Source organism: Streptomyces sp. NBC_00576 (genome assembly GCF_036345175.1).
Classification (GTDB): Bacteria; Actinomycetota; Actinomycetes; order Streptomycetales; family Streptomycetaceae; genus Streptomyces.
On the sequence record NZ_CP107780.1, the window covers coordinates 5,141,289 to 5,155,730 of the forward strand.

At 68.7% G+C, this 14,442-nt stretch carries 15 protein-coding genes; 6 read left to right on the forward strand and 9 right to left on the reverse strand.

The genetic code is table 11. The features are described from left to right. The first annotated feature begins 43 nt into the window (after positions 1 to 43). On the forward strand, positions 44 to 529 hold the full coding sequence (locus OG734_RS22005) for a hypothetical protein (protein WP_330289238.1): 486 nt from the start codon (positions 44 to 46) through the stop codon (positions 527 to 529). 18 nt (positions 530 to 547) lie between these two features. Here OG734_RS22005 and OG734_RS22010 read toward each other — a convergent pair whose 3' ends face one another. The 4 genes from OG734_RS22010 to OG734_RS22025 all read right to left on the reverse strand — a co-directional run bounded on the left by OG734_RS22010 (position 548) and on the right by OG734_RS22025 (position 5,305). Further along, positions 548 to 1,423 carry a carbohydrate ABC transporter permease gene (locus OG734_RS22010; protein WP_330289239.1) on the reverse strand — a complete coding sequence of 292 codons (876 nt, stop codon included), beginning with the start codon at positions 1,421 to 1,423 and terminating at the stop codon, positions 548 to 550. 1 nt (position 1,424) lies between these two features. Continuing rightward, positions 1,425 to 2,444, reverse strand: coding sequence for a carbohydrate ABC transporter permease (locus OG734_RS22015; protein ID WP_330289240.1), 1,020 nt, complete (start codon positions 2,442 to 2,444; stop codon positions 1,425 to 1,427). 112 nt (positions 2,445 to 2,556) lie between these two features. Beyond that, positions 2,557 to 3,900: an ABC transporter substrate-binding protein gene (locus OG734_RS22020; protein ID WP_330289241.1), complete on the reverse strand. Its 1,344-nt coding sequence runs from the start codon at positions 3,898 to 3,900 to the stop codon at positions 2,557 to 2,559. A gap of 385 nt (positions 3,901 to 4,285) precedes the next feature. Beyond that, entirely contained in the window at positions 4,286 to 5,305 is a 1,020-nt protein-coding gene (locus OG734_RS22025) for a LacI family DNA-binding transcriptional regulator (RefSeq protein WP_330289242.1), read from the reverse strand. A 194-nt stretch (positions 5,306 to 5,499) separates the two neighbouring features. Here OG734_RS22025 and OG734_RS22030 point away from each other — a divergent pair, with 194 nt between their 5' ends. From OG734_RS22030 to OG734_RS22050, 5 genes are all read left to right on the forward strand, one after another. Next, complete coding sequence (locus OG734_RS22030) at positions 5,500 to 6,900, forward strand: mucin-1 (RefSeq protein WP_330289243.1); 1,401 nt, start codon at positions 5,500 to 5,502, stop codon at positions 6,898 to 6,900. Continuing rightward, complete coding sequence (locus tag OG734_RS22035; RefSeq protein WP_330289244.1) at positions 6,900 to 8,168, forward strand: glycoside hydrolase family 1 protein; 1,269 nt, start codon at positions 6,900 to 6,902, stop codon at positions 8,166 to 8,168. Before OG734_RS22030 ends, OG734_RS22035 begins: the two co-directional genes overlap by 1 nt. A gap of 203 nt (positions 8,169 to 8,371) precedes the next feature. Further along, positions 8,372 to 9,718: an alpha/beta fold hydrolase gene (locus OG734_RS22040; protein ID WP_330289245.1), complete on the forward strand. Its 1,347-nt coding sequence runs from the start codon at positions 8,372 to 8,374 to the stop codon at positions 9,716 to 9,718. A 383-nt stretch (positions 9,719 to 10,101) separates the two neighbouring features. Further along, positions 10,102 to 10,524 (forward strand): hypothetical protein, encoded by a 423-nt coding sequence (locus OG734_RS22045; protein ID WP_330289246.1) that lies wholly within the window; start codon positions 10,102 to 10,104, stop codon positions 10,522 to 10,524. Positions 10,525 to 10,841: 317 nt separating this feature from the next. Continuing rightward, positions 10,842 to 11,144: a hypothetical protein gene (locus tag OG734_RS22050; RefSeq protein ID WP_330289247.1), complete on the forward strand. Its 303-nt coding sequence runs from the start codon at positions 10,842 to 10,844 to the stop codon at positions 11,142 to 11,144. A gap of 88 nt (positions 11,145 to 11,232) precedes the next feature. Here OG734_RS22050 and tgmC read toward each other — a convergent pair whose 3' ends face one another. From tgmC to OG734_RS22075, 5 genes are all read right to left on the reverse strand, one after another. Then, positions 11,233 to 12,357 carry an ATP-grasp peptide maturase system methyltransferase gene (gene tgmC / locus OG734_RS22055; RefSeq protein ID WP_330289248.1) on the reverse strand — a complete coding sequence of 375 codons (1,125 nt, stop codon included), beginning with the start codon at positions 12,355 to 12,357 and terminating at the stop codon, positions 11,233 to 11,235. Next, the gene (gene tgmB / locus OG734_RS22060; protein WP_330289249.1) at positions 12,350 to 13,309 is read right to left on the reverse strand and encodes an ATP-grasp ribosomal peptide maturase; all 960 of its coding nucleotides are present in this window, start codon (positions 13,307 to 13,309) and stop codon (positions 12,350 to 12,352) included. Before tgmB ends, tgmC begins: the two co-directional genes overlap by 8 nt. Before the next feature lie 11 nt (positions 13,310 to 13,320). Then, the gene (gene tgmA, locus OG734_RS22065; RefSeq protein WP_330289250.1) at positions 13,321 to 13,584 is read right to left on the reverse strand and encodes a putative ATP-grasp-modified RiPP; all 264 of its coding nucleotides are present in this window, start codon (positions 13,582 to 13,584) and stop codon (positions 13,321 to 13,323) included. Positions 13,585 to 13,828: 244 nt separating this feature from the next. Further along, positions 13,829 to 14,155 (reverse strand): DUF7848 domain-containing protein, encoded by a 327-nt coding sequence (locus OG734_RS22070; protein WP_443064892.1) that lies wholly within the window; start codon positions 14,153 to 14,155, stop codon positions 13,829 to 13,831. After that, positions 14,062 to 14,301: a hypothetical protein gene (locus tag OG734_RS22075; RefSeq protein WP_330293745.1), complete on the reverse strand. Its 240-nt coding sequence runs from the start codon at positions 14,299 to 14,301 to the stop codon at positions 14,062 to 14,064. The genes OG734_RS22070 and OG734_RS22075 overlap by 94 nt, the downstream gene beginning before the upstream one ends. Between the last annotated feature and the right edge of the window lie 141 nt (positions 14,302 to 14,442).

Here is a 14,442-nt window from a genome sequence, read left to right on the forward strand (position 1 = left end):
GCTGACCGTCGTTTTCAAGACAACGGCGGGCGGGGAACAAGGAATGTCCAGCAAGAGACGCCTGATGGCGGCCGGTCTGACGGTGGTCATCATGGCCGCCCTCGGCGCATGCGGTGGCGGCGGCGGGAAGGACGACGACGACCCGTGGCGGGACTCCACCGCCGGCGGGGGCAGCAGCGACCAGTACGACGAGGGCGAGGGGGCCGCGTCGACGGCCACCACGGTCACCGGACTCCGCGACGACGTCCGTCACATCTCCAGGAAGACGGCCAAGGCCACCCGCCCGCACATGGTCAGAAAGTGCAGGTCCAGCAAGGGCTCCCGCAAGTGCACGACCGTCCGCAGCGGCACGGAGACGTACACCCGGGTGGTCCGTCAGGAACGCTGGTGCGTGAGTCTGAACGACGTGGGCGGCGACACCTCCAAGGACGCCGTCTGGTACCAGGTCACCCAAGCGACCTACGCCAAGGCCGTCGACGCGGACCGGCTCGACAAACTGAGGTTCACGCCGACGGCCACCGGCTGCTGAGCAGACGACCTCAAGTCGTCACCCCTTGACCGCCGAGCTGGCGACCCCCTGGACGAACCACCGCTGGAAGAAGGCGAAGACCACCAGGACGGGCAGTACCAGGAGCACACCGAAGGCGAGGATCTGCCCCCAGTCCGGGGGCAGTTGGCCCTGGAAGACGCTCATCTCCAGCGGCAGCGGCCGTACCGAGGGGTCGGAGACCATCAGTACCGGCCAGAGGAACGAGCCCCACTGGGTGAGGAACGTCAGAATCGCGACGGACGCGAACGCCGGCCTGCTCATCGGGACGATGATCGCGAAGAAGGTACGCCAGGGCCCGGCGCCGTCCAGTCGGGCCGCTTCCTCGATGCTGGTCGGGATCGAGCGGAAGAACGTGTGGAACTGGTAGACGGAGAAGGCGTTGGCGACGAACGGGAGCGCCTGGATGAGAAGCGTGTTGCGCTGCCCGTTGAACATGTAGAACAGGGGGACGGCCACCGACTCGAACGGGACCAGCATCAGCAGCAGGACGAGGGTGAAGAGCGCCTCCCGGCCCCGCCACTTCAGGCGTGAAAGCCCGTACGCCGCCATCGAGTTGACGAACAGTCCCCCTGTCACGACGACGAACGCGAGCAGCAGCGAGACGCCCATGAAGCGCCAGAAGTAGCCGGTGCTGTCGGAGTTGAGGGCGTCGAGCACGGCCGAGTAGTTGTCGAAGGAGAGATGGGTGGGAAGGAAGCCGGAGAGGCCGTTCAGGACTTCGTCGGACGGCTTGAGGCTGCCGAGGAAGAGGTAGAGGACCGGCAGCGCGAACAGCAACCCCAGCACGCTCAGTACGGCGTAGTCGAGGAAGCGGCGCAGTGGCTGCCTGTTGGCCCTCTCAATTCGCGCACCCGCACTTGTACTCGTACTCATGTCAGTCCTCGTTGTCGGGCCGGACCACGCGGCGCTGGACGATGGTCATGGCGACGACGATCAGGAAGAAGACGACGGTGATCGCGGACGCCTGGCCGATGTTGTTCTGGTCGAAGGCGGTCGTGACCGCCTGGTACATCACCGTGCGCGTCGCGTCCTCGTCCAGGCCGCCGCCGCGGATCAGGACGTACACCTGGTCGAAGACCCGGAACGACAGCACCGAGGTGAGCATCACGACGAAGACGAGGGTGCCGCGTATGCCGGGCAGGGTGACATGGCGGAACTGCTGCCAGGCGGTGGCGCGGTCCAGCCGGGCGGCCTCGTAGAGCTCGGTCGGGATCTGCTGAAGGCCTGCCAGCAGGATGACCATCTGGAAGCCGACGCCCTGCCAGACGGACAGCACGATGATCGAGGCCATCGCGGTGGCACCGTCGCCGAGCCAGTCGAAGGCCCCCCAGTTGCCGAAACTCACCGCGTGCAGCGCCGAGTTGAGCATGCCCTGGTCCCCGCGGGCGAGGATGAGCCGCCAGATCACGGCGACCAGCGCCATCGGGAAGACCACCGGCATGAAGAACAGGGACCGGAAGAACCCGATCGCCTTGAGTTTGCGGTTGAGCAGGATCGCGAGGCCGAGGGCGAGCCCCGTCTGGAGGGGTACGACGACCACGGCGAAGGTGAGGTTGTTCAGGAGGGCGCGGAGGAACGGCCCGGAGAGGTCCGGGTCGGTCAGCAGCCGGCGGTACTGCTCCAGGCCGAAGAAGCTGGGGGCCAGCGGGGAGCCGAGGCGCACGTTGTAGAAGGAGAGGACGACCGCGTAGCCGAACGGGACACCGACGAAGGCGATGAGGCCGACGAGGGCGGGGGCGGACATCAGCAGTCCGTGCAGCCAGTCACGGTTGCCGCGCCCGGAACGCGCCGGACGCGCGGGACGCACGGGCTTGACGGAGGTCACGGGTGGAGTCACGGGTTGAGCCTGGTCCCGGGCATGGGGCGCGCCGGGCGCCCGTTCGACGGATTTCACGGAGGGCTCCTGTTCGGTCCGGTTCGGTCCTGTTCCCGGCGGGGCGGGTACGACGTACGTACACAGGTGGATGCGTACGGCGTCGGCAGCCCGCCCCGCCGACGAGTGAGTGCTACTGGAGCTGGTAGCCGGCGTTGTCGGAGAAGTCCTGGTCGATGGCTCGGGCGGCCTTCTCCAGGGCGCTCTTGGGGTCGGCACCGCCGTAGATCGAGTTGAGGGCCTCGCTGAACTTCGCGGTGACGACCGGGTATCCGGCGGTCACCGGACGGGTCACGGCCACGCAGGACTTGGTTATGTCGGTGTCGCCGCAGGGCTTGGCGAGCTGGTCGGCGAAGAGCTGGAGCGGCCCGCCCTGCTTGTACAGCTCGCTCTTCGCGAGCGCCGTCTTCGTCGCGGGGACCGCGCCGTTGGCCGTCGTCATCGCCGTGACGTTGGTGTCGTCCAGGAGGGTGTCGAGGAAGGCGCCCGCGGCCTTGGCGTTCTTGGTGTCGGCTCCGATGCCCCAGGCCCACGAACCCTGCCCGGTCTTGGGCCCGTTGCCGAAGTCGGGCAGCGGCAGCGCGACGAGGTCGTCGCCGAGAGCCTTGCTGTAGGCGGGGTACATCCAGTGGCCGACCCAGCTGAGCGCGACGCGGCCCTTGGCGAAGGCGTTGCCGTCGGTGTTGGGGTCGACGTAGGGCTTCCAGGACTGGAAGGTCTTCAGCGCCGAGACGACGGCGGGCGCGTCGAGGGCGCCCTCCGCCTTGCCGTCCTTGATGAGCGAGCCGCCGGCCGACCAGACGATCGGCGCGAAGCCGTACGTCCCCCACTCGTTGGCGTAGCCGCCGGTCTCCTGGAGGTCGAGGGCCTTTCCGTCGGCGTCCTTGGCCTTGAGCACCTTGAGGGCGGCGGTGAACTCGGCGGCCGTCCAGTCGTCGGACAGGCCGGTCGGGTACTTCACCCCGGCCGCGTCCAGCAGCTTCTTGTTGCCCCACATGCCGAGCCCGGAGTCGAACATGCCCAGGCCGTAGTGCTTGCCGCCGATCTCACCCTGCGCCTTGATGGCGTCCGTGGCGTTGGACATGGTCGTCGCGGAGACGTACGAATCGATCGGGGCGAGCTTCTTGTTGTAGACGAAGTTCGCCATGGTCGGGCCGTCGAACTCCAGTACGTCCGGCAGCTTGGCGGCCTCGGTGGCGGTGATCGTCTTGGTGTAGTCGTTGTCGGGGATCAGCGTCAGCTCGACCTTGATCTTGTCCTGGGAGGAGTTGAAGGACTTCACCGCGCTCTGCAGCGCGGCCGCCTCACTCGCCGCGCCCTGATGGGCCCAGACCTTGATCGTTCCCGTGCCGCTGCCCGCCTCCGCCGAGGCGTCGGTCCCGCCGCCCCCACCGCAGGCGGCTAGCGCCACAAGGGGAAGGGCGAGGGCCAGGCCCGTACTGAATGTGCGCCGGTACCTTCTGCTGATCGCGCTCATGGACTGTGCCTCCGTGCGTCATTGCTGTGGCGAGGGTTGGGAGTTGCAAACGCTGATGAACTGGACTTTCGCGGCGTGGGGAACGCGGGACTGGGAACTCGCGGGGCCTAGGAACTGGGGCCGGGGGGTTGCTGAGGACCAGAGGTTGCTGGGGCCAGGGGGTCATTGAGGACCAGAGGTTGCTGGGGCCGGGGGTCATTGAGGACCAGAGGTTGCTGGAGCCGGGGGGTCATTGAGGACCGGAGATTGCTGGAGCCGGGGGGTCATTGAGGACCAGAGGTTGCTGGAGCCGGGGGGTCATTGAGGACCAGAAGTTGCCGGGGCCAGGGGCTACTTGGAGGGCCAGAGGTTGCTGAGGGCCAGGGGTTACTGGGGGGCCAGCGGGTTATTGCGGGCCGCGGGGGCGCGGCGGGGCGGTCGTCTCGCGCAGGACGAGGCGGATGGGCATCCGCACCTGCTCCGGCAACTCCGCCCCGGGCTCGTCGAGTTGGCTGAGCAGCAGCCGGGCGGCCTCGGCGCCCTGCCCGGCGACGGGCTGGGCAACAGTGGTCAGCCCGACGACCTCGGCGAGTTCGTGATCGTCGAAGCCGACGACGGACACGTCGTCCGGCACCTTCAGCCGATGTCGGCGCAGCGCACGCAGCGCCCCCATCGCCATCTCGTCGGACTGTGCGAACACGGCGGTCGGCGGACGCGCGGCGGCCAGCAGCTGGGTCATCGCCCGCTCACCGCCCGCGACCGTGTACTCGCCGTCGGCCTCAAGCGCCGGATCGTGCGTGATCCCGGCCTCCGCCAGCACCCCCAGATATCCCTGGCGGCGCTCGATCGGAGTGGTCCAGTGCAGCGGCTCACTGGCCCCCGCGATCATGCCGATCCGTCGATGCCCGAGGTTGACGAGATGCCGTACGGCCATCTCGGTTCCCGCCCGGTCGTCGATGCCGACCACGGTGAAGCCCGGCCGGGCACCACCGACGGTCGTCGCCAGCGGCACCCCGAGGGAGAGCAGCGCGGCGGTCTCCTCCTCGTCGGGGATCAGCAGCGACAGCACGGCGTCCACGCGCTTGCGCACCGGCAGCCTGGTGAAGAAACGCTTGCGAATCTCCGGCGAGCCGAGGTTGTACAGCAATACGTCGTACCCGGCGGCGCTGAACACATGCTCGGCGGCGTCCAGCACGGTGCCGAAGAACCAGCGGCCCACGTACGGGACGACGACCCCGATGGTGAAGGTGCGCCCGCTCGCCAGACTGGACGCCGACCGGGACGCCGTATACCCGAGCCCGGCGGCCACCTCCACGATCCGGTCCCGCACCTCCTCGGACACGCCCGCCCGGCCGCGCAGTGCGCGGGACACGGTGGACGCCGAGACGCCGGCGGCGCGGGCGACGTCGTTGATGCTGGCCGTCACGGTGCGTTCCTCCCGATGGTTCTCGCGTCCGGCGTCACGTCGATGTGACCCTGCGAGTGCCGTGACCGTAAACCTGACCGGGCTGTTGCGCAAGCGTTTGCGTTCATATTTACTTGGGCCGATTCCCGAGATGGTCCACCTTGATCGATGTTCAGCGCACGCGTTTGGGCGCTGTGAGCCGACAGGATCTGCGCATGCGATACGCCCCGCCCGGCCACTGCCTGAACGACTTCGCCCTTCTGCGCGACGAGGACGACGGCACGTACACGGTGCTGCATCTGCAGGGCCCCTGGACCACCGAGTTCGACCATCTCCGGATGGAGACGTCCTACGGCCGGGCCACCTCCGCCGACCTGGTCGACTGGCAGCCACAGGGCATCGCCTTCGGCAACGGCCTGCCCGGCCGTTTCGACCAGCAGGCGGTATGGACGATGCATCCGTTCCGGCACGGCGCGGGGATGGCGATGTTCTACACCGGGGTCTCCGGGCTCTCCCCCGACGGCACTCCGCTCCAGTCGGTCGGCCTCGCGTACTCCGACCGCACCGACGGCACGGGCTGGCGACGGCACGGCACCTCCCCGGTCGTCGAGGCGGACCCGCGCTGGTACCGCACCGGCGACCGGATGGGCTGGCGCGACCCGTTCGTCGTACGGGACGACGAAGGAGTGGCGGCCGGGATGGACACTGCCCCCGGGGGCCCGGGCGGCTGGGTGATGGTCGTCTGCGCGAGCGACGCCTCGCTCCCGGTGGAGGTCAGCGGCTGCGTGGCGCTCGCCACCTCCCCCGATCTGGAGCACTGGACGGTCCACCCGCCGATCGTCGCCCCCGGTGACACGGACGAGCTGGAGTGCCCGGTCCTCGAACGCCTCGACGACGGCCGCTGGTTGCTCCTCTGCTCGGTGGGCCAGACGCGCTGCATCGAGTCCTGGACGGCCCCGGCCCTGCGCGGCCCCTGGACCCGCCGGGGCCCGCTGGCCCCGACCGGCGCCTACGCACCCCGGGTCGTCACCGCCCCCGACGGCTCCCGGGTCGTCGTACACACCACCCCCCGCAAGGTCGGCCTCACGGACGCCGGCGACCGCTGCCGGGGCATGCTCGCGCAGCCCAAGTCCCTTGTGACACCGCCGGATTCGCCGCCCCGCCTGGAATGGTGGCCGGGCCTGAACGCCTACCTGGGCGCCGAAACGACCGCCCCCACCCTCCACGCGATGGGCGACATCGACGTCACGGCCCCGGTCGACATCACCCTCCGCACCACCACCCCGGCCGGCGACGCCCCCGCCCTCACCGTGGCCTGCGACGGCAAGAACCTCCGCATCACGGGCCCCGACGGCGCCCGTCTCGAAGAGACGATCCTCGCCGAGCCGGCCACCACGCTGCGCGTCCTCACGGTCGGCGAGTACGTGGAGGTGTACGCGGACGGGGTGTACGCCCTCACGACCCTCCACTACTCGGGCCACCCGACAAGTTGGACGGCAACGACGGAGGGACGCGAACTCCCCACCCCCGTCCCCGTACGCCCGATCCGCCTGCCCGACCCGACCCGCGACGACGCGTCGGCGATCTGGCCGGGCCCGCAGGAAGGACCACGTTGATGCCCGCCACGAACGCCCCAACCACCACACCTGACGGCATCCCTGACGGCATCCCTGACTGCGCTGCTGAAGGCCTGCCCTTCCCCGAGGGCTTCCTGTGGGGAGCCTCCACCGCCGCCCACCAGATCGAGGGCAACAACGTCAACAGCGACTGGTGGCAGCTGGAGCACAGCGGCGACGGCCGCATCGCCGAGCCCAGCCTCGACGCGGCCGACAGCTACCACCGCTGGCCCGAGGACATGGACCTCCTCGCCCAACTCGGCTTCACGGACTACCGTTTCAGCATCGAGTGGGCCCGCATCGAACCGGCCCCCGGCCACTTCTCACGCGCCGAACTCGCCCACTACCGCCGCATGGTCGACGGCGCCCTGGAACGCGGCCTGCGCCCGATGGTCACCCTCCACCACTTCACGCTCCCCCGCTGGTTCGCCGACCGGGGCGGCTGGACTGCGGAGGGCGCGATCGACCTGTGGGAGCGCTACGTACGGGCGACCGCGCCGGTCATCGGCACCGACGTACGGCATGTGTGCACGATCAACGAGCCGAACATGATCGCGGTGGCGGACGCGATCCGGAAGCTGGGCGCGGCAGCGGGAGAGACTCCGACGGCCGGAACCCCGCTGCCGGACAAGGCGACGACGGACGCCCTGATCCAGGCGCATCACCGGGCGACGGCGGTCATCAGGTCGTTCTCCGCCTCCGGCGACATCCGGGTCGGCTGGTCGATCGCCAACCAGGTCTACCAGCCCCTCCCCGGCGCGGAGGCGGCGACCGCGGCCTACAGCCACCCCCGCGAGGACGTCTTCATCGAGGCCGCCCGGGACGACGACTGGATCGGCGTCCAGTCGTACACGAGGACGAGGATCGACCCGGACGGCCACCCCGTCCCGGCGCCGGCGGAAGCCGAACGCACGCTCACAGGCTGGGAGTTCTACCCCCAGGCCCTGGGCCACGCCCTGCGCCACACGGCACGGATCGTGGGCGCGGTCCCCCTGATCGTCACGGAGAACGGCATCGCGACCTCCGACGACACCCGCCGCATCGCATACACCACGGGCGCGCTCCAGGAGGTCACGGCAGCACTGGAGGACGGCCTCGACGTACATGGCTATCTGCACTGGAGCGCCCTGGACAACTACGAATGGGGCTCCTACAAGCCGACGTTCGGCCTGATCGAGATCAACCCCGACACGTTCGAACGCACCCCACGACCGTCGGCGGTCTGGCTGGGCGGCCTGGCGCGTGCGGGGGTACTGCCACGGGCGTGAGTACGACGGTGACGGCAGCGACCCCGCAATTAGACAGCGAGTCAAGTTACTCAACCGTAACCTACCGACTGCTACCCGAGGTAACCGACCAGTAGGTACGGTCCTGGCGAACCACTCAGTGAACCACTCAGTAAGGAGAGGCGGCCTCGCTGCCCCTCCTGGTTCCTTCTGCTTCCTGCCCCCCGCTTCACAGGAGGTTCGCCATGCCCGCACGCAGACGGCTCCTGGCCGCAGCAGTCACCGCTGCGACTTGTCTGGGCGCTCAGGCGCTCTCGTACGCAACAGCAACAGCCACGGCAGCGGACGCGTCTTCGACAGAGACGGTCGTGTCCCGGGGCGTGGAGATCCCGGCGTTCTACACGCCGCCGGCCACCCTCCCCGCCCCCAACGGCGCGGTGATCCGCACCGAACCCCTCCCCCTGGCCATCTCCCTCCCCACCCTCGACGGCCCCCTGCCCGGCCGGGCAACCCGCCTGATGTACAAGTCCACGGACTCGAACGGCGCCCCGGTCGCGGTCACCGGCGCGTACATCGAACCGACGGCGACCTGGAAGGGAGGCGGGCCGCGCCCCTTGGTCGCGGTGGCCCCGGGCACGATGGGCCAGGGCGACCAGTGCGCCGCCTCCCTGGGCCTGGAGAACCCGCTGCTCCTCAACGGCCGTACGGTGTCGGTCGGTTACGAGGACGTGGCGATCTACCGCCTCCTGGCGACGGGCGCCGCGGTCGTCGTCACGGACTACGCCGGCCTGGGAGCGACGGACCGCCTCCACACGTACGTCAACCGCCTCGACGAGGCCCACGCGGTGCTGGACGCGGTACGCGCCGCCCGCTCCCTCCCCGGCACGTCGGTCACCTCCGAGTCCCGGGTCGGCCTGTTCGGCTACAGCCAGGGCGGCGGAGCAACGGCGGCAGCGGCGGAACTCCAGCCTGCCTACGCCCCCGACATCACCCTCGCCGGCACCTACTCGGGTGCCCCACCGGCCGACCTGGCCGCGACCACGAAGGCGATCGACGGAAGCGAACTGGCGGGCGCGCTGGCCTGGTCGCTCAACGGCTTCCTCCAGTCGGACCCGACACTGAAGCCGATAGCGGAGGCCCACCTGAACGCGAAGGGCAAAGCAGCCCTGACCGACCTGTCGACGATGTGCGTGGGCGACGCCCTGCTCGGCTACGGCTACGCGAAGAGCACGAAATGGACGACGGACGGCAAGTCCATCTCCGACATCATCGCGTCCACCCCGGCCCTCCAGACCTTCCTGAACAGCCAGCGCATCGGCAACCTCGAACCATCGAGCCCGATCCGCATAGCAACGGGGATCAGCGACAACCTGGTTCCACACGCCCAGGCCCGCCGCCTGGCCGCGGACTGGTGCGCGAAGGGCGCGGACGTCACGTACAGACCGGTGATCCTCCCGAACGTGGTCAGCCCCCTCCTCAACCACTTCGCCCCACTCCTCACGGACCAGGGCAGCGCGGTGAGGTGGCTGACGGACCGCCTCTCGGGCAAGCCGGCGAGATCGAACTGCGGGAGCCTGGGAATCCTGCCCTGAGCAAGTGGACAGCAGCCCGGGGCGTTGTTGCGACAGTTGAGGCGTCAATCGCATCGATTAGCCCAAAAGTGGACACACCACCCCGGGCTCGCTACGGTCGAATTGCAAGCGCCACAGCCGCAGCAGTCGCAGGCGGCAAGCAGATCGATGGGCGTCGGACGCCAGAACACACCGGCACAAGCAGCACTTCAGCGCCAGCCCATGCGCAGCACAACCGACCCCACGCACGAGCAGAGCAGTGCGAGATCTGCGCGGCCCACAGCGGCAGGCGCGTCAACCCACGCGACGGCACACCGCAGGTGGCGAATTAGACGCCGTGGCCCGGATTCACCCAGCTCGACGTCTTCGTCAGCGCGGCCCGAAGCAGACGAGTGGAGACTGCAATGCGGGATTTCAGTAGCAGGACAAGAAGGCTCGCCTCCGCCACGGCCGTGGCTTCGCTGGTAGTCGCGGTTCCCGCGACAGCGACCAGCACCGCACACGCCGATCCAGCAAAAAACAAGGTCATCGTCACGGGAACCGCGAGCTGCGAGCGATTCGCGGATGCGTTGGTGACTGACGTGTCGATAACGCCGAAGGGCAAGGATGCCAAGGCGGACAACCTCTCCGGCGAGGACGAGCAAGAGACGTACTCACTGACGTTCACGCAGATTCCGAAGCTGCCGAAGGGTTTGGCGGCCACCGCCACGGTCACTTGCGTGGACGACAATGGCGACACGCAAACATTCAACAAGAACTTCACAATCAAGAGGCCGAACATACCCGCCAAGCCCACCTCCGTAACCCAAACACTCAACCTCAAGTAGGTTTTGCCCTCCGAGGGAAACCCCACCGGGCACAGAGCACCGACGACCCGCTGCGAACGCCGCGACATAGTGGCCCTCGCAGCGGGTCGGTCGCGCGGTCCCGTCGAGGGCCGACGCATCGGACAAGGCCTCCGGCCCCGACTGCTGCCACACGAGAACGAGAATCCCAGCCCACGGAGGCGCCGAGCCCACGCCGGCCCACGGGCCGGTTACCCGAACGGCCCGCGCCGAAGTGCCCGGCCGGCCTGAGCTGCCTAGCGTCGTCGTGCACACACTCGTGCGGATGCACCGCGCCAAGGCGATTGAGAGGCACCTTCATGGCAGTCGCGATGACCTTTGTCTGGCCCGAGATCACGCCCGACCTGTACGACGCGGTGCGCAAGAAGGTCCGCTGGGAAGAGGAGCCCCCCGACGGGTGTGTGCTGCACGTGGCGTGGTTCGCGGACGACGGCTTCCACGTGCTGGACATCTGGGAGTCGGAGGAGCACTTCGGCCAGTTCATCGCCACCAGGATCGAACCCGTACTCAAGGGCGAGTTGGGCGTGCAGAGCGACCCCCAGCCCGAATTCCACCCGCTCTACAGGCGCTTCATCGCCCCGGGCATCAGCGGCGCTGCCTGACATCCGCGTCGAGAGTCAGGCCTTTGGGCCTGTACGACCGCAGCTCTCGAACCGACCGGCCGCCTGTCGACGCACCAGAAGCAGAAGGTCAGTCCCAGGAGAGGCGTTGCCCTCGGGGGCCCACGTGCAGGCGGAGACGTCCAGCTGCCGCTTCGCCTGCCGCGCGCCAGGCCATGACCTGCTCGGTGATGTCGTCCCAGAGCCGTTCACGTCCTCCCTGCCGGACCGTCCACCGCCCGTCCGCATCCTGGGAGACACACGCCCACACCTGGGCTTCCACGTCGATGACGACCTGGTCGATGCCACCGTCGCGGGGCAGGGTGAGGAGTTGGGCTCGGGGCGCGGCGAACTGGGCAATGAAACGTGGCGTCCAGTCGTCCAGCGCATCGGCGCCCAGGACGGTGGGTACCGCCTCCGCTTCACTGAAATCGGGCAGGAGACCGAGCGGGGGCGGGGTGTGAGGCCGGGCGAGCATGAAGGACACGTGTCCGTCGAGGACGGGCCCGCTGGCCGTGCCGTCGTCGTGGACGGTGAGGCGCACGAGTTCGGATGCGTGCATCCAGCCGCCGACGGTAACCAGAACCTGTCCGCCGGGACGGGTCTGTTCGATCCACGTCACCGGAACGGTACGAACTCCGCAGGTAGCGATCACTCGGTCGTACGGCGCTTCGCCAGGATGTCCGGCCAAGCCGTCCCCGACCACACGCAAGGGATGGCAGCCGAGGCCCGCGAGTGCCATGCCGGCCCGGGCGGAAACCTCGGGATCCACTTCCACCGTGGTCACGTTGTCATCGCCGACGACGTGGGCAAGCAGGGCGGTCGAGTAGCCGGTACCTGTACCGATTTCGAGGACGCGCGTGCCGTGCGTGACGTCCAGTTCCTCCAGCATGCGCACCACGAGGCTCGGCATCGTCGAGGAGGAGGACGGGGCTGCGGAGATACGACCCTCCACCTGGTCCGGAAAGACGGCTCCGGCGACCTGGGTCACGAGACTTTCGTCCTCGTAGACGCGCGACAGGCTGTCGACGGAGTCGGCGGGGAACGTGGGCCAATACCAGCGGTCGTCGTACTCGAACCAGCCATGCGTCAGAAACGCCTCACGAGGTACTGAGGCCACGGCCCCTTCCCAGACGGGGGTGCACAGGGCGCCGGCCTTGATGAGGTCCTGCACGAGGTCGGCACGCAGTCGCTCGGCGGATGCGGGGTCAGTCACGTGAGGATTCTCCGTTCTGCAGGAGGTCGGCGATGGCCGTCGTGATGGGCAGGCCAACCGCCGCCTCCAGCCAGGCCCATTGGCCGTTGGGGTTGCACTCCAGGAACCACCAGATTCCGTCGGCGGTCACGGCGAAGTCGAAGGCCCCGAAGCGGAGTCCAAAGCCCGCGAGGAAGGCGAGGAGACCGCTGCGGATCTCGTCCGGGCACTCCACCGCCTCGTAGCGCAGGTTCCGGTACTCCGCGCGCCAGTCCACCACACCGGGCGGCGCGGCAATACGGGCACAGAACACACGGTCGCCGACGGCCACCGCGCGCACATCACACGTCTTGGGTACGACGGCCTGAAAGAGGTGAGCGCAGCGGCTCACGGTCCCGTCGAGTTCCCCTGGCTCCACCGGGGCGGCCCAGATTCCCGCGGATTCGCCGTCGACGTCGTACGCGGCGGCGTGCAACGGCTTGTAGAGCGTGGGTTGTTGGGCGGCGAAGTCCTTGGCCTCGGTCGGGTCATTGGTGATCAGGGTTACTGGAAGGACGAAGCCGATGCGCTGTGCGACGGCCAGTTGGGCGGGCTTGTACTCGGCGCGCGCGATGACCTGCGGGTGACTCAGGTAGACGCAGTCAGGGAGCGCGCCGAGGACACCGCCCAAGCCGCGCCGGTTCTCCCGCGCGGTGTATCCCGCCTCCTGACTGCCGTCGTCCGGGCTGTAGGTGTTGGGGCGTCGGTGGTAGAGCGCGCGTACTGCGTCGAGAGGAGCGGAGCGTTCTCCGACCGTGAGTGTGCCGCCCCACCCGTCCGGGCCGAGGCGGCCGGCCAGGACCGCCGAGTCGGGGAAGTCCCGTCCGGGGTCGAGGCGCACGACCGGCACCCGGCGCCGGTTCAGTTCCGCGATGACCAGGTCGGCGGTCGCGTCTTCGTGCTCGGTCGAGACCAGCACCGGGCGTCCGTCCACGGGCACGTCTCCTAGTCCTGGGTCGCGTCGTGGCCGGAATCGCCGTCCACCTTGCCGTCCTTGCCGACCTGGGTGGGCGGGTAGGTGTTGACGGACGTACCGTGCTTACCGAGTTCGACCGGAGTCATGCGACCGTCGCCGCCGATCCAGCGGCCGGTCTGCGTCCGCGGATCAAGTCCCGCGTACTGCCAGGGAGTTGGTTCCCCGTTGCGCAGGGGGGCCATACGGCGCATGCCCCACGGGGGCGAGGTCGGCGGAGTAGTGGTCGCGTGCAAGGTGTCTCCTTGATCGGGGTGGACGCTGACGTTGTTGATGAGTTACAAGGGGACCCGCCCCTACCGGGCTTCTCACGATCGGGGGAACATCTCGACCGGCTCTGTCCAGTAAGGACGGCGGGGATCTCAGAGGGGACCAGGGCTGAAGCGCGGGCAACGCCCACGACGCAGCCTCAGGAGTTGGGGAGCCTGGTGATCAGCAGCGGCTCGGGGGAACGCGCCGCTCAGCCCACCGCACGGCGGATCACATCCGTCTCCAAGAGCGCCACGGCCGAGTGATGACCTCCCGGTAGGTGTGGTGCGACGGATGCTGACCACAGTGCCGCAACACCCAGTTCTGCGGTTCGACGAAGTCCTCGCTCAGAGGCGACGTCTCGCCGTCCACCGCGCACTGCATGGCGTACGTCGTCGGCTCAGCGTCGGGTTCACGGTCGGGTTCGAGCGTCCACATCTCATACCGAAGGACAGCACGTGTACTCACAGCCCCCACCGCCCGTTGGCCATAGCCACCTGGGCGCTCAGTTCCTCTGCCTGAGTGGGCCGGCGCAGTTCCCCGGATGGGACGTCCCACTCCTTGCCGCCCCGCGGAGGTCGCAGCTGGACGTACGGACCTGTGTGGCCCATGACGAGGCCGACTTGATCGTTGCGCCTGTCCACCATCGGGGTCTGCACCGGCAGTTGTGTCTGGCTCCGTTCCGCATTGAAGTCGGGGGACATCACCGAGGCCACCCGGTCGCATCCAGGGCCGTTGTCCACGTCGTTGGGCTCAGCGTTCGAGTATCGGACCATGAACCAGCCTCACGATGGCGTCCAGAGAACGAAAGCAGCAGCCGAAGTAGCGGGGTGCGAGGGCAGGCG